Source organism: Acinetobacter sp. AS23 (assembly GCF_023612055.1).
Lineage (GTDB): Bacteria > Pseudomonadota > Gammaproteobacteria > Pseudomonadales > Moraxellaceae > Acinetobacter > Acinetobacter oleivorans.
In genome coordinates this window covers 1307700-1325401 of the sequence record NZ_CP082274.1, presented here as the reverse complement: position 1 = coordinate 1325401, position 17702 = coordinate 1307700, and the positions used below count along the sequence as shown (strand labels likewise).

Below are 17702 nucleotides of genomic sequence, written 5' to 3'. Positions count from 1 at the left end.
TGCGCAATGAATTTTATGTGAAGTTCACTCGGTTACGAGATAAATATAAGAATCTACGCAACCAGCATTTCACTATTTAGACTGTGTTGTCTTAACGAGTTTAGAAACGTCGTAGCCATAGCTTTTTGCGGTTTGCAGATAAGATTGATATGTCGCCTCATCAAGTTGAGGGCTACGAGAAAGAATCCATAAATATTTCTGGCTTGGGCCACCCACTAAAGCGACCTGATAATTTGGGTCAACTCTTAAAACCCAATAATCGCCTTTTGTAAAAGGAATCCATCTAAGACCAGAAGGTAAAAAGCTCACCTTCAATTTACTGTTGCCTTCATTTTGCGAGTAAGCAACACCTTCAGATGAGATGGTTTCTCCACTTTTATTCGTACAACTATTTAGAACACCAACAGTTTTGTCTGCGTTAATAGAATAGTTTGCAGTTGTATTAGCTACACAATTACGCTGAAAAAACATAGGTAAATGCGCAATTTCATACCACTTACCCGCGTATTTATTAATATCGATAGAATCAACAGCAACAGGTTTAGTATTGGTATCGGCAAAAGTGCTCAAAGGAAGCATTAAGCTAACCGCTACAAGGCTGCTGCTCATGACCAGTGACTTAAATAATAATTTCATGACTACCCTCTTCTGTTTATTTCATATGATTAAACATACGTCAGAGGGCTGTGAACAAAGTGTGAATTTTAAAAATTAAGGAACATTAATAAGGATTTAATTGTATTTCTTTGCAGCATCTGCAACCAGAAAATCAAGCTCAAAGCACACACCCTCGACCGTGTTATAAACTCGATAAAGGCCATGGTGTAGATCCATAATTGAAGCAACAATCGATAAACCTAATCCACCTGTCTGATTCTCATCACTTCGGCTTGAGTGGCATTGGTAGAATCTTTCAAAAAGATGCTCAAGTTGATGTTCAGCAATTGAAATACCTCCCGTTACCACAGTCAGGCTCACCCATTGCCTATGTTTAATCATTTTATTTTTAGTTGCGATATAAATAGTTCGGTTATTGCCACCGTGAACCAGCGCATTTAACACAAGGTTATAAACAGCTCTTTGAAATAACTCAGGATCTGCAAATAAGGTTTGAGCTTCTAAGTTAAACCTAAAATGACACTCTTGTTCTTCAGCTTGATATTCAAAAATCTGGCATAGGCCATCTATAACGTCTTGAACGTTTATTTCCTGTTTGTTTACAAGAACCATTTTCTGATCGGCTCTTGCCAAGAAAAGCATGCTATCAATCATGCGCTTTAATCTGTGGTAGTCGTCTAAATGAGACACCAGCAAATCTTCATATTGCTCAATCGAACGTTCGCCAGTTAAAGCAATCTCGGTTTGCCCAATCAAATTATTTAAAGGCGTACGGAACTCATGAGCGATATCTTCAGAAAAACGGTTGAGCTGTGTATAGCCCTTTTCAATACGCTCAAGCATGTGATTTATATCTTTTGAAAGTAGCTCAACTTCTAATGGTGAATTTGATAGGTTTAATCTTTTCTGGAGCTGATTTACGTTAATAGAATGAGTTTGCTTACGAAGCTGTTGTAGCGATCGTAAACCTAAATGACACGCTAAAATACAAAGCACAAAGATTGCAAACACGCCGCCGACCACATACATCAAGAGACTTTCTTGAAAAGGTAAAAGAATATTGATGCGTTCCGACCACTGTTTACCTGCAATGAGTAGATAAGGCTCGTTATTAATTTTTATGGTTTTCCAAGCAATGCGTGTTGGATATGAGTTGTTAACTAAATCTTGAAATTGAAGACTGTCTCGCTGTGCAAGTTCAGGCAGTTGAATGTGAAGCGGATTGATATTAATTAAAGTTTTATCTTTATGAATAAGCAGAAACAAGTTGTCTTGGTTGCCAAGCATGTTTTGATACAGCTTAGGACGCGCAATGATTTGCTCTACATTTTCGCTATCTTGCAGCAAAATTTCCAAACGGTTAATTCTGTCTGCTAAAGCTTTATCTTGTTGCTTTAATAAAATCTGGTTAATACCCAAATAGGTCATAAAGCCGACTGAACATAAAATTAAGGCAGAACAGAGCGTGACCAGTAATGTAATACGGACTTCAAGAGAACGTAGAAATGTAAAGTTCATAAGCTAACCGAAATTTTATAGCCCAAACCACGTATGGTATGAATGAGTTTTAATTCATATCCCTCATCAATTTTGCTTCGTAAACGGCGTACAGCGACATCAATAAAGTTGGTATCGGTGTCAAAGTTAATGTTCCAAACTTCGGAGCCAATTTGTCTGCGTGTCACGATTTGTTCTTTGTTGAGCAACATGTAACGCAACAAATTAAATTCGGTTTTGCTCAGCTCAATTAAGTTTCCATTACGCCATACTTTATGAGCGACCACATCCACTTTTAAATCGCTAACAGACAGCTCATTTTCTTGCAAATATTGCTGTCTTCTTAACAGACTTTTAATCCGTGCCAACAGTTCAATATAGGAAAATGGTTTAGCCAAGTAATCATCTGCACCCAGCTCTAACCCTTTCACTCTATCCATCACCTGATCTTTTGCCGTTAAGAAAATCACCGGAATTTTTGAAAACTGACGTAATACTTGTAATACGCTCCAGCCGTCTATGTCCGGCAACATCACATCAAGAATAAGTAAGTCATATTGATCTCTCTTTAGCATTTCCAAACCTTGAAGCCCGAAGTAAACACACTCCGCTTGATATCCAGACTCTTTTAATCCTTTGACCAAATAAGTGGCGATCTTGATCTCGTCTTCAATAATAAGGATACGCATTTTGTAGAGACTCATTTGAAAGATGACAACTTTGTAATGTGATTGTCACGCTTGAAGTTAAGCAATTTGTTTAAGATTTTCAAAGCGACATAGAGGCAATCATTATGAAAAAATTGAACTGGCTGATGTTAGCAGCCGTGCTATTCGGTAATAGTACTTTTGCACAGCCCCCTGCTTTGAATCAAGTTTATTCGTTAGATCTAAAAACTGCCCATCTGTTGACCGACAGTGCGAAAGAGGCATGCAAAAAATTAAATCAAAACATTGCGGTCGTTGTTGTAGATCGTGGCGGTAATCCTTTAACTGCCGAACGGCATGAATTAGTTGGTCCGCATAATTTAATGGCTGCCGAGAAAAAAGCCTATACCGCTTTATCTACCAAAACATCGACCTTAGTTTTAAGCCAAAACAGTAACCAAAACCCCGATGCAAAAAATTTAACCACCGTAGCGAATTTACTTTTGTTAGGCGGTGGCGTGCCTGTTCGTTTTGAGAACCAAGTAATTGGAGCGATTGGAGTTGCAGGTGCTGGCGGCGCACAAAATGACAATCAATGCGCAAGCAAAGCCATTGAAACCGTTTTTCATTCATAAGGAGCTTCAACATGCCTAAATCATTTATTGCTTTATCTTCGTTATTTATTGCTTCAGCTACATTTGCACAAACTAATCCGCTAAGTGTGCATGTGTTAAATCTAGAGACGGGTTTGCCCTCTTCTCAGGTTGAAGTGGTTTTAGAAAAAAATACCAATAACCAGTGGGTTAAACTCAATCAGCAAGTGACCAATTCAAATGGACGTATCACTGCACTCTATCCAGAAAATAAAAAATTAGAGCAAGGGGTTTATAAAGTTACTTTTAAAACTGAAGACTGGTTTAAAAAGAACAAACAACAAACTTTTTTTGCCGAGGTTCCTGTAATTTTTAAAGTGGATGGAAGCGTAAATCACTACCATATTCCTTTATTACTCAGCCCTTACGGTTACTCAACCTATCGAGGCAACTAAAAATAAAACCCCTTTATCTGTTGTGCACAAATAAAGGGGTTGATTAAAAACGATGCGTTTTACGAACAAACACCATTGCTAATAACCGATTTTTTATTTGAATCTAACGCCACAATTGAAGAAGAAACCGTATTAATTATTTGAGTCATTGCCTCACTTGAAGCACTCACAATCGCATCCATCTTTTTAGCTTTTTGATCAATCGGCTGCTGAAAAGCAATTCGACAATTTAACTGAGATCCTGCATTCGTGATGACTTTTGCATTATTTGACTCTAATTGACTAGGCGGTATTTGACGCTTCACCACCCAAGACACTGCAATATTAATATAGCTTTTATCTACAATATCAAAATGAGAAAAGTCTGTAGAAACTCGATATAAAGGCTGATTGTTTCCAGCTAGGCCGCTGCTATAACTGTCAATTGCGCCTAATTTTTGTTGCAAACCCGCCGACAAAGTATCGCGTAATTGCGTACTCATGGTTGATGTCCAGCGCTCATTGTTTAACACCGTAGACTTGCCACTACTGTCTTGCAGCACCAAAGGCGCACGGTCTAAACGGTCAGGGAGTCCAACTGGTAAAACTTCAATGACTCGAATACTCGAGCTAACTGCCGGAGTAATTTTAGGGGAAATCGTATAATAGTTTGGCGTTGGCGAACTCGAACATGCCGTCATGGCAACTGCCGTTAAAAACAGGCCGCTCCCAAGCAGCCATTTGGCTGCTTTAGGATGTTGAAAAGATAGAGTGTTTTTATTTTTCATCATCGGCCTCTGGTGTCTTACCACGAATAATTGATTCGGGATGTTGCTCAATATAATCTGCCATTAACTGTAGTGAAGCTGCCGCACGTGTCATTTGCTGCAATGCTTTACGTACGTCTTGTTGTAACGGCGCATCGCTCGACAAAATAGACTCGGACGATCTTACAGTTTTACGAACATCGTCCAAGGTTGCTTGTAAACCAGGGGCAACTTTTCCATCTAACTGTTTAATCAGTTTGTCTGTAGAGGCAATGGCGGTGTTCATATTGTTGAGCGTTTTACGCACATCTTGCCCAATCTCAACTAATGGGAATTTCGTTAACTTATCAGCAATCTGAGAAACTTGAGCTTGTAAGCCACTCAGTTCGGTTGGTGTAGTCGGAATCACCACACGGCCATCACTCAAAATTTGTAATGTCGCTGGTTTCGCTTTAGGGAACTTATCTAGGGCAATGTAGTTTTGACCCGTGAGCAGATTGCCTGTTCTCATTTGAGCACGCCAGCCATGTTCAACAAAATCTTTGAAAATTTCACTATTTGGATTAAGCGCTTGGCCATTTTCAACACGTGAAGGATAGATAACCGCCTCAACACGCATACGAATCTGTTTATAGTGGTCATAAAACTCGGCATTAATTGATTTAACATTACCAATTTCAATACCCATGAAATCAATTGGCGCTCCAACAGAAAGCCCACGCAATGAATGATCAAAATACATAATCACACCACGAGGTTGTCCGTCAGGCTCTTTTAATGCTTCAGATTTTGAATCCCAAAGATTAAAGCGACTCTGATTCGCTGCCATTGTGGCATGTGAACTTTCAGGGAATCCAAATGCAATACCACCTGCGACAATACTTGCCAAAGATTGAGTATCTAAATTAAAGCCTGAAGCATTTAAGGTTACATCAATCCCGCTCGCCTGCCAAAAACGTGCATCAGTAGTGACAAACTTGTCATACGGCGCACGAATAAAAGTTTGCAGCTCTACAGATTTACCATCATCAGATAATTTATAGGCTGTAATTTGCCCTACGTTAATTCGACGATAATAAATTGGAGAACCTATATCTAAAGATCCCAAATCATCTGCATTTAAGAAAAATACTTTTCCGGGAACATCTGAAGATATGACTGGTGGCACTTCTAATCCCGTAAATTCAAACTTATCCTCTTCTGATTTACCGCCATCCACTTCAATGTATGAACCTGACAATAAGGTGTCTATTCCTGAAACTCCACTCGTCCCAATACGCGGTCGCACGACCCAAAATCGTGAATCTTTTGCTGCAAAGTTACTGGCGCCTTTACGTAAATCAATTCTGGCAATAACATGTGAACGATCATCTGAAAGATCAATCTGCCTTACTACACCAATATCGACCTGCTTATAGCGAACTGTTGTTTTACCAGCAACCAACCCTTCAGCTGTGCGAAAAGACACATCAATGGTAGGGCCATGAGACAGTAACGCCTTTATAGCCAATGAAAGCGCGATTAAAAGAGCAATTAATGGAATAAGCCATATTAATAAAGGCTTCCATCGACTTTTCTTTTCTTGGGGTTCTGGCAAATCATTCATGTTATCCAGTTCAACATCCGGATCACGATGATCTGAGTTACCAGTGGTTATTTCATTTTCAGACATACTCATTGTTCTTTTATTGACTGGGATTAATGGAATCATTATTCAACGGCGGATGTTCTGCCTGAATAATTTTTGGTTTTTCTGAAGCAAAAGAAGAAGGTTTATTTGTATTTTGAGATACGTAGAAATTATCCCAAATAATACGTGGGTCAAAACTTAACGATGCAAACATGGTTAAGACTACAACCGCGCCAAAAGCTATCGAACCTGGCCCTGCTAAAATGGTAGCAAGCGATTGAATCTGAATGAGTGCTGTTAATAATGCCACAACAAATACATCAATCATTGACCAACGGCCAATAAACTCAACAATTCGATATAATTTTACGCATTGCTCGGGTAAAAATTTCCAACCTGCCGATTGTTGAAGATATACCGCCACTAATAAAAAATACAAAATCAGTAGCTTCAACATGGGAATAAAAATACTGGCCATGAAAATGACCACTGAAACCAGATAGTCTCCACTTTGCCAAAAGTAAATAACCCCACTCATGATGGTATCTTGCTGACTTCCCAAAAGTGAGTCAGTCACCGTCATGGGAAGTACATTGGCTGGAATATAGAGGATGGTTGCAGCCACCACTAAAGCAAAAGTTCGATTTAAACTCGCTGGCTTACGTGAGTGCAGCACGCTATTACATCGAATACAACGTAAAACTTGAGGACTTTGCTTAAGTCGTCTTTTCTCATTTTGAGCAGAATTTACAACACCACAGCAGTGACACACAATTAATGAAAGATCTTTAGCTCTTGGATATTGCTTAAGCACTGACCCTTGCTGCGAGCTTTGGGTTTGGGTCACATTTTTTATTGTTTTCATGGCAGTGACCTATCAATTTCATTCCATATATCACTCACCTTTATGGAAGTAATATAGACCAACAATACACTTAAGATCGCAAACGCCCATAACGCAATCTCAGGAATCACCAAGACCATTCCCATTAACTTTACAAGCGTGACCAAAATTCCGATTAAAAACACCTCAACCATTCCCCACACTCTCATAAAAAAAAGTGTGCGTAAGGCAATCACCAAAAATGTTGGTCTTTTCTTTAATACACTTACCGTACCCAGTACATAGGAAAGTAATAAAAGATAGGTAAGCGGCACAATAAAGGTAGTGATTAAGATGAGTACACCAACAAAGGCCCGATCATAATGAAACATCACCCAAACCGCTCCAAGTAAGGTGGTTTCAGATGTGTTTCCCTGTAATTCAATTTTTACAATCGGAAAGCTATTGGCAATAACAAATACGATTAATGCCGTTAAGATCAAAGCCAATAATGTCGAAAAAGGTTTGGTGTGCCGATAGAGTTCAGCACCGCAGCATACGCAATAAGCTCTTTTTCCATAAGCAAGCGGGGTTCTACGATAGACAGTATCGCACTCCTCACAACCTGCTAATTCTTTAAGCTTCATAGTTATACTCTAAGGTTTATCGTTTTACTGTGTCACACAAAGCTCTTTTTATTACTAAGATAAATTAAAATATAAATCAATCTAAAAGCTATATCAGACAATGGAAATTACCATAAGTACTGTTCAATATATTGTTGAAACTGCTAAATAATCTGTACATATTCGGTGATCAAATAAAAATAGTTATATAAAGTCATAAGCTTAAGTTCAGATAATACACTTTTTGCCCCAAGTATCTGAGCGTCAAATGAGTAAACCCTAACTATTGCTTAACATCTTTCCCTATTGAAAAGTTCATGTTGCTCTAGATCACTTTTGCCCCCCTAAACGGCACAACAAGAATCAGATTTAACGCAGCATATGACAGAACAGTTCCTGTAAAAATTTAGCATTCCTAAGCAGGATGTCATGTTTGTGATTGTGCAAAATAGCGCAGAAGATTGGTACTTTGGTCATGCAAACGAGTAGATCTTTTATTAAAAAAGTTAGTATCGATAAACTAGCTCTCAAATTTAAAACTACAATAAAGCTCTCTTTTTAATATGATAAATTTATTTAAATATAAAAATTAAATACCAAAAAAACTCACTTAAATATAAGCAGATTTAAAAATTTAAAGATTATTATGAAGATTAAATTAAATATACTCATAAAACACTTAAAACCAAATTATGCGACACAATTAACAAAAATTTAATTTTAAGTAGATTATTTTTTATAAATTAACAACTCCAACAACAATAAAAAATAATTACCAATAAATATCAATATCTTAATAAAAAAATTAAATCAAAAATTAGTATATATGCTCTTTTACATTATGAAACATTCTTTATATTATTGTAATTAAATTTTACTCCAAGTTAAAAACAAAAGTTGATTTAATCACTCAGAATTACCGATATATCTAGATCACAAGCATTTTAAATATATTATTTCTACAATTAAACTTAAGAAAGTCACCAGATTTGAAGGTTTGCTTAAGCAATTTTCATACTGTATTTTAAAAAAGGAAAAATAAATAATTTCATATATTAAAGATATATCTAATAATAAAAGTGAGATCAAAATGATTGAATGGTTACAAAGTGTCTTAAAGCACAGCCCCGAAATATTATTGTTCTTATCACTCGCAATCGGCTTCTGGATTGGACAGTTCCAGTTTGGAAAATTTCAGTTTGGCGGAGTCGCAGGCTCCTTACTCGTCGCAGTTGTTTTAAGCCTTATTGGCGTACCTGTCGATAACGGTGTTAAAGCAATTTTGTTTGCCCTCTTCATTTATGCAGTAGGTTTTGAAAGTGGCCCTCAGTTTTTTAAATCACTGGGTCCACAGTCCATAAAAGAAATTTTATTAGCAGTATTCATGGCAGTGTGTGGTTTAGTCACTGTTTTAGTGATGGCTAAAATTTTTCACCTCGATAAAGGCTTGGCTGCGGGTCTCGCTGCGGGTGGCATGACTCAATCAGCCATTATTGGGACTGCCGGAGATGCCATTTCTAGACTCGATCTCCCACTCGCAGAAATTCAAAGACTTCAAGCTAATGTCGCGATTGGCTATGCAGTGACTTACATTTTCGGCTCATTGGGAGCAATTATTGTCTGTGTGAATATCTTACCTAAGTTTATGGGTAAAGAAATTCACGACGATGCTTTAAAAGCCCAAAGTGAACGACTTAAAGGTGCTTTTGAACTTGCACCGGGTCAGGAACTAGCAATGCCGGAAATTGTTGGCCGTATTTATAAAGTTAAACAAGCCAATGGACACACTATTGCGGAAATTGAAGCAAAAGAGCCGAGTATTACGATTGAACGGTTGAAACGTAAAGATCAATTTATTGATGTTGCTCCCGAACTGACCTTACAAACTGATGATGTCGTCTTACTGGTTGGTCGCCGTGCCAATGTAGTTTCAGTTGCCGAGCAAATCGGTAGCGAATTACAGTCATCGCAAGGTATGGAAATGATTATGGATACCAGCGATGTCATCCTAAGAAATTCCAAATACCTCAACCGTACTTTAGGAGATATTAAGGCCAATACGCCTGCGTATTTAAAGCACGGTATTTATGTACTTGCGATTAAGCATAACGATGAGCCACAACCTTTAAGTGACGACACTGTTTTACGCCAAGGTGATGTCGTCACCGTATACGGTACAAAAAGCGACCTCGATCGTTTAGTGAAAGAAGCTGGTAAAGCCTTACCTGAAAGCTTAAAAACAGACTGGATTTTCCATGGTGCAGGCCTTGTAGTCGGTTTAGTGATTGGTCTGTTTGTGATTCGTTTAGGTGATGTGCCCTTAACGCTTGGTGCGGGTGGCGGAGCTTTACTATCAGGACTGCTTTTTGGTTGGATTCGAAGCAGAAATCAGGTGCATGGCAATATGCCTCTAGCGGCTTCTCAGCTTCTTAAAGATTTGGGTCTGGCAGGATTCGTTGCTGCCGTCGGCTTACAATCAGGTTTACAAGCCATTCAAACCATTAAAGAAAGTGGCCTTTCACTCTTTATGATCGGGGTTGTCGTAACACTGGTTCCACTGCTGCTTTCTATGCTCTTTGCTCGTTATGTTCTGCGTTATAACAACGTTGCAGTGATGGCTGGTGCGCTATCTGGTTCACGCAGTGCAAACCCTGCATTTGGGGCAATATTAGATAAAGCAGGAAACTCAATTCCGACCGTTCCATTTGCAATTACCTATGCCCTAGCAAATGTGTTCTTGACCTTACTCGGACCACTGATCGTAGGCTTGGCCTAACTTTGTACATTGAATTAGAAATTTTATTCATCTCACTATAATTAAGGAGACGTCCCATGGGGAAAGTCGATTATTCTAAATATGCAAAACTCAGCCCATTTGAGCTTAAAGATAATTTAATAGAATTAGCTCAAAGCAGAACTGACCGAATGATGTTAAATGCTGGGCGTGGTAATCCGAACTTTCTTGCCACTATTCCGCGTAGAGCATTCTTTCAACTCGGTCTATTTTCAGCGACCGAATCCGAATTTTCATTTTCATATATGCCAGAAGGTCTAGGTGGTTTCCCGCGCCCTGTTGGACTCCAGTCACGTTTTGATAATTTTATTTTGGAAAACCGCGACAAACCTGGTGTGGTCTTTTTAGGTAAAGCCGTGTCTTATGTACGTGACCAGTTAGGTCTCGACCCAGATCTTTTTTTACTTGAAATGGTTGAAGGGATTTTAGGCTGTAACTACCCTGTGCCAGACAGAATGCTTAGAGTGAGTGAAACGATTATTAAAGAGTACGTCTTAAAGGAAATGGGCGTACAAGGCATGCAAAAAAGAGACTTAGATTTGTTCGCTGTTGAAGGCGGAACAGCAGCAATGGCCTACATTTTTAACTCATTAAAAGAAAATAAAATTATTAAAAATGGCGACCGTATTGCTATTGGTAGCCCAATTTTCACGCCATATCTTGAGATTCCAAAACTTAATGACTATCAGCTTGAAGAGGTACTCATTGAGGCAGATCCTAATCTCGGTTGGCAATATCCAGAATCGGAACTCAGAAAGTTAGAAGATCCATCTATTAAAGCGTTCTTTTTAGTCAACCCAAGTAATCCCCCATCTGTAAAAATGAGTGATGAAGGGCTTGCGATTTTGGCAGATATCGTTAAAAAACGCCCTGATCTGATTATTTTGACCGATGACGTTTACGGTACGTTTGCAGATAACTTCAAATCGCTATTTGCAATCTGTCCTGATAATACAATTCTGGTTTACTCATTCTCTAAATACTTCGGTGCGACTGGTTGGCGACTCGGTGTCATTGCACTTTCAAATAACAATGTGCTTGATAAACAAATTGCGAACTTATCAAAGAAAGAAAAGAAAGAGCTTGAAGAGCGCTACTCATCTTTAACCACCGACCCTGCAAGCATTAAGTTTATTGACCGTTTAGTTGCAGACAGCCGTAATGTTGCTTTAAACCACACTGCGGGCCTATCTACACCACAGCAAGTTCAAATGGTTTTATTTGCCTTGTTTAATTTAATGGACTCACGTCAGAGTTACAAAAAAGCGGTCAAGTCTGTTGTGCGTGAACGCGATGCAGCACTTTACCGACAACTTGGTGTTGAAGTACCAACAGATCCAAATGCTGTTGACTACTACACCTTGGTTAACCTTGAAAACACTTCACGTACTCTCTATGGAGATGAGTTTGCCGACTGGGTCATGAAAAATAAAAATCCGACAGAACTTTTATTTAGAGTAGCTGATGAAACAGGTGTGGTTTTATTACCGGGTTCTGGCTTCGGTGTGCAGCATCCTTCTGCTCGTGCATCTTTAGCTAACTTGAATGAATACCAATATGCAGCTATTGGTGATTCTCTAAGACGCTTTGCGGATGAAGCTTATGCAGAATATTTAAAAACCAAAAAAGGAAAATAAGTACCTATATAAAGTGAGGCTCTAACAGCCTCACTTTTAATGAGCTAGACCTAAGACACCATAGTCAAAAAATAGTTTAATAATCTATCTCGGTCATCTACCTGATTTTCCCCTAAAAGCTGAACCATAGCGCCATCAATAACAAATAAAAACAGGTGAGCATCTTCAATTGAGGCCGTAACTTTTAACGTTAGAAGTAGTTTATAAATTTCTTGAATTAGCCAATTTCGATAGTCAATTACGACCTTATAGGCGGTTGGATAAAGCTTTTCAATTTCAAAAATGGCTTTAAATGGCAAATGGTAAAAGCCCTCTAAATCTGCATGTAAGTAGAAAATTTTCTTGAGTTTATCGAACAACATAAGTTCACGATATGAATGGATAATTGAAAATACCTCGTCTTTTAATGCATCTTTTTGAAAAGCAAGGCTCATCTCGATGAGCTTTTCTTTGGAGTGAAAATCATTATAAAAAGTGGATTTGGAAATTCTGGCTTCAGCAATAATTCGGTCGACACCTACATTATGAAAACCATGTTGATTAAATAGATCTCTTGCCGCGTGGAGCACTTTTAATGCTCTAAATGAATTTTCTAAATTTGGCATAAATATTCTGCTCAAAGATAATTTTTTGTTGTATATAAAAGAGATAGAAAGGCCTTCACTCTTAAAATGAGTGCTAAAAACAGGCATGCGAAAGCTGCACAAAAAGGATGCGCTAACCTATCTCAAGCTTTATTGTTGATATGATTTTTTAGTCGTAACGATCTAAAGGCTAAACCTATAAATGTTTAAACCGTTTTAAAGACCAGTTAAGTGGTATGGATAGAGAGAGCTTGGCAAAGGCCAAAAAATAAGAAGAAATAGTACGCATGGCGGACTCCTAGATGAAATAGAAGTTCTACCGAATTACTGTCAAATAATTATGGTGGCAGAACGAAGGCGGGTTGACAGACCAGTCATCTAGGAACCGGCACGCACAAGGCGTCCCACCTCCGTCCTACCGCTACGAAGGGGGGACGAACGAGTTCGCCACCAAAAAATTACTTTCTTGGTGCCCTAGATGAAAAACAGCCTGTCAAAGCCGGCTGACAATGTAGGTCAGCAGGCAAAGGATAATCGGCAGGGTTTAGAGTGTCAATGTGATATTGGCTAGAAATTGGTTAAATAATTATTGTTTTTCATTTAATTAGACAATCAAAATCCATTATTTTTATAAAACATTACAAGCTGCTCTTCAGCAAATTTTTTTAATATAGTATCTGATGAGTTAATATACTGGTTTAAATATTCCAGAGACCTAGGACATTTTATATTTGTACCTAAACCAAAAAATGCTTTCCGAGCAAGTACCCTTAAGTCATCTTCCATCATATAACTTGGAACAAAATTAATAGCGTTTTTAAAAAACTCCACTAGCTTACAATTTCTAATTCTACTAACTGTAAAAACGATATCTTCATGAGCATCATGCCAATCTGAAAAAAAGATATCCAATAAGCCGAAATCATCTTCTTGTAATTCATATTCATCAAATATAAGAAATGCAATATGTACAGCATCGCTATTTTTTGATTTTTCTGCGATGTTTAGTATTTCTTTTGCAAATAGATAATCGCTAATATCTCTAAAGTTTAATCGTCCTTTTAAAATATTTATGGGAATTACCCCCAAATAACAACCTTCAATATCCTTTTCAAAATCAGTCATGTTTGCCCTTCCAGATGAAAATAAAAATTAAATCAATACAATATAAATTTTACATTTTTTATTCAAATTCAGGATATACGAAATCATACCTACCTGTTTTTATCCTATAAACAATACTATCTGGTGGTATAACACTCCCAATTTCTGAAAATTTGTTTTCCCCTTCTAATTTTCCTACATATTGCTGAGGCTCATTAACTTTCCAAATCCACCAATTATTAGATATTTTTGTTTTTGGACTATCGCTGCTACTACGAAATAACACATCAATATTTCCAACGTCTGGCATGTTCCCAACTTTCTCCCAGAAACCTAATTTAATACCAAAAACAGTTATACAATGTGCATAGAAATCTACCTCATTATTAATAACTTCAGTTAAAACTGGGACAGTATTTGCAGAATATTCTGTTTTAAACACTCGAATTACATCACTATTTAATTGAGTTAAGTCAAAACCTACTAATTGAAAATATTTTTTACATCCACTATCTAATTTAACAGCAAATAAATCTCCAATTTTTGTATTTTTTCTTTTCATTATTTAATACCTAAAGTTGTGTTATAAAAATTAAGAGCCCTAACACATACTTCTAAAATGAGTTATATAGATAGACCAAAATTGATTTCTAATTAAAGCTTAAATAAAAGCAGATTTCATCCATATTGCTTGAAGAAATAAATAAACCTAAAGATAATAGCTCCAACCTAATCTAAAGAAAATTTTAAACTCTTAAAGTAATTTTCATGAAAAATATTAATATTTTTAAATTTATAAACCTTGTGCTGGCCTTTTTATGGATCTATCAAGGCCTCGTTCCCAAATTCCTATTTCTTAATTCTGATGAAATTTTTGTGTGGCAATGGGCAGGACTATCACTTGAACATGCAAAACTTGCAGGCCATGCAAGTGGTATTGCCGAAATGATTTTTGGTTTATGTTTTCTTTTTACTGCACATAAATATATTCACTATTTAAGCATTTGGGGCTTGCTTGGCTTACTTCTTTTAATTGGTTTCTTAATACCTTCTACCCTGATCTTGCCCTATAACCCTATCGTAATGAATCTTTCAATGATAAGTTTATCTATTGTTTATCTCATCTTATTAAGTGAGCAAAATTAACTTACAGCCATTCATTTAACTATTTTTAAAGATTTTATATAGAGCGTTCAATGAGTCTACCTAAAAGTGAAGTTTACTGTGTGGTTATTACAGGAAGTACAAAGGGTATTGGCTTAGCACTCGCCGAAGCTTTTTTAAAGCTGGAATGTTCAGTTGTGATTGCTGGACGTAACGCTGAGCACTTAAATCATGCCCTCACCCACTTAGACACTCATTTCAATAAAGAAAAATTTATGGGTCTATGCTGCGATGTGACTCAAATTTCCGACGTACAAACCCTATGGAATAGTGCAATTGAGCGGTTTGGACATGTAAATATTTGGGTGAACAACGCAGGAAGCTGCCATCCAACAAAAGACTTTATTGACCTTCAACCTGATGAATTAAACGCAGCTGTTTCAACCAATATTTTAGGTACGATGCTGGGTTCGCAAGTCGCTTTAAAAGGCATGCTTAAACAAGGTTATGGTCAAATCTTCAACATGGAAGGTTGGGGAAGCAATGGCGAATGGAGTGCTGGCATGACTCCCTATGCAACCACCAAACGAGCAGTCAGTTACTTTAGTAAAGCACTTTATAAAGAGACAAAATCGACTCCAATTTTAACTGGCACACTAAGCCCAGGCATGGTGGCAACCGATTTATTAGTTTCGTCTTGGACCAATGGAAACGTCCAAAACTGGAAAAAAATGAAGCGCTTATTTTTCTTTGTGATTGACTCACCAGAAGTCGTTTGTGCCTATTTAGCAAAGCAAATTATGCAAAACAAAAAAGCCAACCGACGCATCGCGTGGATCACGCCATGGAAGCTTTTTCTTAGATTTTTGCAACCTTATTACTGGCGCAGAAACCCAGTTAAAGGCACAGCATTAGAGCACTTATAGTCGAGCTTAGCACTTGAAGCTCTTTTCATCATAAAATTGTTCAGCAGAAGTTCTTCTAAAGAGAGCTTCTACTGAACTTTATATATTAAGAATCACTATCTGAGCTATCTTCTTTATTTAAAATCCGCCCTTCCCGTTTTGGTCGAATCAATGGAGCTGTCGGTCTTGGATGATGCGTATGTGTATATTGCATACCAACCCCTGCATTTACGTCATCTGCTGCGATTTCAGTTTCAAAACGCTCATTATCCAGATCTCGAATTTCCTCGGTAATTCGTTCTACTTCGTCTTCATCTACACCCAGTTCTTGCAAAATCACGCCACCAAACTTAATCGCCGATTCAAACGTTTCACGGATCATAAAGTCCACTTTTTGTTTGACTAAATGCAGTGAATGCTCACGGTCATATGAGCGCACTAATAATTTCGCTAAAGGAAATTCGTGAGTTACAAGTTCCACAATTCTATTTGTGGTTTCTTTACTGTCCACACACACCACAATCGCTTGTGCTGTTGCAGCACCAGAAGCATGTAAAATATCTAGGCGGCAGCCATCGCCATAATAAATTTTAAAACCAAATTTTTCCGCGTTTTGAATCATGTCCGTATTATTATCAATAATGGTGACATCGACACCTCTTGCCAACAATAATTGACTGGTGACCTGTCCAAAACGTCCGAATCCGATCATTAAAACACTACCGCTTAAACCCTCGGCAATATTGACGTTTTCTAATGAAACATCCGCTTTAGTTTGAGTAAAACGTTTGAAAATAATACCGACAATTGGGGTCAACACCATTGAAAGTACCACAATAGCAGTAAGATTAGATTTAACCGTACTATCAATAACTTGTGCACTTAGCGCGGCAGAGAAAAGTACAAAAGCAAATTCTCCACCCTGAGCCATAAGTAAAGCACGATCCAACGCTTCAGTATGAGAGCTTTTCGTTACTCGGGCGACTATATAAATCATGAGCGCTTTGGCAAGCATCAGGGCAATTACCCCACTCACAATCAGTTGCCAATTCTGAGCGACAACTGATAAATCCAGTGACATGCCCACGCCAAGGAAAAACAGGCCTAACAAGATTCCTCGGAATGGTTCAATATCAGCTTCAATTTGATGTCTAAAGGTCGATTCAGATAAAAGTACACCCGCTAAGAAAGCACCCATTGCCATGGTCAAACCGCTGACTTGCATGAGTAACGCTGCCCCTAACACTACCAATAATGCCGCAGCAGTCATGACCTCTCGGGCTTTAGCGGCAGCCAAAAGCCTAAATAATGGGTTTAGCAACCAATACCCTGCTGCAATCAGACCTGCAATTGCGACTAATCCAATTCCTATATTTTCTAGGCGCACAGATGTGCTTTCGACCACATGATTTGGTGCCATAAAAGCAACAATAGCCAGCAAAGGTACAATTAGTAAATCTTCAAAAAGTAAGATGGCTACAATTTTTTGCCCACGAGGCTGAGTCAAGTCACCCCTATCACCCAACAACTGCATCACAATAGCAGTCGAGGTCAGTACGAAACCTGCCGCACCAATAAAAGCGACTTGCCACGTAAAACCAAATAATAATCCGACGCCAGTCAAAGCCAACGCACAAATGATAATTTGTAGCGTACCAAGGCCAAAAATTTCGCGTCTAAGACTCCATAAATGCGATGGTTGCATTTCCAAACCAATCACAAATAGGTACATCACAATTCCTAACTCGGCAATATGCAAAATTGCGGTGGAATCTTGAAAAAAAGCAAAACCGAATGGGCCAATAATCAGACCCGCAATTAAATAACCTAATACTGAACCTAAACCAATACGTTTAAAAATAGGGACTGCAATGACGGCCGCTGCCAATAAAACTACGGGGGCAACCAAGCTAATTGAATGTGCTTCTGAGCTCATACA

The 17702-nt window shown here is 38.1% G+C and carries 17 protein-coding genes; 6 read left to right on the top strand and 11 right to left on the bottom strand.

Annotated elements, in window-relative coordinates; translation table 11 throughout:
- Window positions 1–72: 72 nt before the first annotated feature.
- The 3 genes from K6I41_RS06185 to K6I41_RS06175 all read right to left on the bottom strand — a co-directional run bounded on the left by K6I41_RS06185 (window position 73) and on the right by K6I41_RS06175 (window position 2804).
- Window positions 73–636, bottom strand: a complete 564-nt coding sequence (locus tag K6I41_RS06185; protein ID WP_250375408.1) for a lipocalin family protein — start codon at window positions 634–636, stop codon at window positions 73–75.
- A gap of 96 nt (window positions 637–732) precedes the next feature.
- Window positions 733–2136 carry a heavy metal sensor histidine kinase gene (locus K6I41_RS06180; protein WP_250375407.1) on the bottom strand — a complete coding sequence of 468 codons (1404 nt, stop codon included), beginning with the start codon at window positions 2134–2136 and terminating at the stop codon, window positions 733–735.
- Window positions 2133–2804, bottom strand: a complete 672-nt coding sequence (locus K6I41_RS06175) for a heavy metal response regulator transcription factor (protein WP_250375406.1) — start codon at window positions 2802–2804, stop codon at window positions 2133–2135. Before K6I41_RS06175 ends, K6I41_RS06180 begins: the two co-directional genes overlap by 4 nt.
- A gap of 125 nt (window positions 2805–2929) precedes the next feature.
- Here K6I41_RS06175 and K6I41_RS06170 point away from each other — a divergent pair, with 125 nt between their 5' ends.
- Together K6I41_RS06170 and uraH are read left to right on the top strand one after the other, a co-directional pair.
- On the top strand, window positions 2930–3397 hold the full coding sequence (locus K6I41_RS06170) for a GlcG/HbpS family heme-binding protein (RefSeq protein WP_250375759.1): 468 nt from the start codon (window positions 2930–2932) through the stop codon (window positions 3395–3397).
- A gap of 11 nt (window positions 3398–3408) precedes the next feature.
- Window positions 3409–3810, top strand: a complete 402-nt coding sequence (uraH, locus tag K6I41_RS06165) for a hydroxyisourate hydrolase (RefSeq protein ID WP_250375405.1) — start codon at window positions 3409–3411, stop codon at window positions 3808–3810.
- A 59-nt stretch (window positions 3811–3869) separates the two neighbouring features.
- Here uraH and K6I41_RS06160 read toward each other — a convergent pair whose 3' ends face one another.
- Genes K6I41_RS06160 through K6I41_RS06145 form a run of 4 tightly spaced genes read right to left on the bottom strand, consistent with a single transcriptional unit; the run spans window position 3870 to window position 7656 of the window.
- The gene (locus tag K6I41_RS06160; RefSeq protein WP_250375404.1) at window positions 3870–4577 is read right to left on the bottom strand and encodes a PqiC family protein; all 708 of its coding nucleotides are present in this window, start codon (window positions 4575–4577) and stop codon (window positions 3870–3872) included.
- A complete protein-coding gene (locus K6I41_RS06155; protein WP_250375403.1) occupies window positions 4567–6234 on the bottom strand; it encodes a PqiB family protein in 1668 nt (555 codons plus the stop codon). Before K6I41_RS06155 ends, K6I41_RS06160 begins: the two co-directional genes overlap by 11 nt.
- Window positions 6235–6241: 7 nt before the next feature.
- Complete coding sequence (locus K6I41_RS06150) at window positions 6242–7051, bottom strand: paraquat-inducible protein A (protein ID WP_151827393.1); 810 nt, start codon at window positions 7049–7051, stop codon at window positions 6242–6244.
- Window positions 7048–7656: a paraquat-inducible protein A gene (locus tag K6I41_RS06145; RefSeq protein ID WP_151767877.1), complete on the bottom strand. Its 609-nt coding sequence runs from the start codon at window positions 7654–7656 to the stop codon at window positions 7048–7050. The genes K6I41_RS06150 and K6I41_RS06145 overlap by 4 nt, the downstream gene beginning before the upstream one ends.
- 1069 nt (window positions 7657–8725) lie before the next feature.
- On the opposite strand from K6I41_RS06145, the gene aspT reads away from it, so the two are divergent.
- Both aspT and K6I41_RS06135 read left to right on the top strand, forming a co-directional pair.
- The gene (aspT, locus tag K6I41_RS06140) at window positions 8726–10411 is read left to right on the top strand and encodes an aspartate-alanine antiporter (RefSeq protein ID WP_250375402.1); all 1686 of its coding nucleotides are present in this window, start codon (window positions 8726–8728) and stop codon (window positions 10409–10411) included.
- A 56-nt stretch (window positions 10412–10467) separates the two neighbouring features.
- The gene (locus K6I41_RS06135) at window positions 10468–12066 is read left to right on the top strand and encodes a bifunctional aspartate transaminase/aspartate 4-decarboxylase (protein ID WP_013197283.1); all 1599 of its coding nucleotides are present in this window, start codon (window positions 10468–10470) and stop codon (window positions 12064–12066) included.
- 50 nt (window positions 12067–12116) lie between these two features.
- Here the strand turns inward: K6I41_RS06135 and K6I41_RS06130 are convergent, their stop codons facing one another.
- The 3 genes from K6I41_RS06130 to K6I41_RS06120 all read right to left on the bottom strand — a co-directional run bounded on the left by K6I41_RS06130 (window position 12117) and on the right by K6I41_RS06120 (window position 14316).
- The gene (locus K6I41_RS06130; RefSeq protein WP_250375401.1) at window positions 12117–12671 is read right to left on the bottom strand and encodes a TetR/AcrR family transcriptional regulator; all 555 of its coding nucleotides are present in this window, start codon (window positions 12669–12671) and stop codon (window positions 12117–12119) included.
- Between the two features lie 591 nt (window positions 12672–13262).
- Complete coding sequence (locus tag K6I41_RS06125) at window positions 13263–13775, bottom strand: hypothetical protein (protein WP_250375400.1); 513 nt, start codon at window positions 13773–13775, stop codon at window positions 13263–13265.
- A 58-nt stretch (window positions 13776–13833) separates the two neighbouring features.
- Window positions 13834–14316 carry a hypothetical protein gene (locus tag K6I41_RS06120; protein ID WP_250375399.1) on the bottom strand — a complete coding sequence of 161 codons (483 nt, stop codon included), beginning with the start codon at window positions 14314–14316 and terminating at the stop codon, window positions 13834–13836.
- A 206-nt stretch (window positions 14317–14522) separates the two neighbouring features.
- On the opposite strand from K6I41_RS06120, the gene K6I41_RS06115 reads away from it, so the two are divergent.
- A complete protein-coding gene (locus K6I41_RS06115) occupies window positions 14523–14900 on the top strand; it encodes a DoxX-like family protein (protein WP_151828283.1) in 378 nt (125 codons plus the stop codon).
- 50 nt (window positions 14901–14950) lie between these two features.
- Window positions 14951–15784 (top strand): SDR family NAD(P)-dependent oxidoreductase, encoded by an 834-nt coding sequence (locus K6I41_RS06110; protein WP_199944391.1) that lies wholly within the window; start codon window positions 14951–14953, stop codon window positions 15782–15784.
- 85 nt (window positions 15785–15869) lie between these two features.
- Here K6I41_RS06110 and K6I41_RS06105 read toward each other — a convergent pair whose 3' ends face one another.
- On the bottom strand, window positions 15870–17699 hold the full coding sequence (locus K6I41_RS06105; RefSeq protein ID WP_013197278.1) for a monovalent cation:proton antiporter-2 (CPA2) family protein: 1830 nt from the start codon (window positions 17697–17699) through the stop codon (window positions 15870–15872).
- Window positions 17700–17702 lie beyond the last annotated feature (3 nt).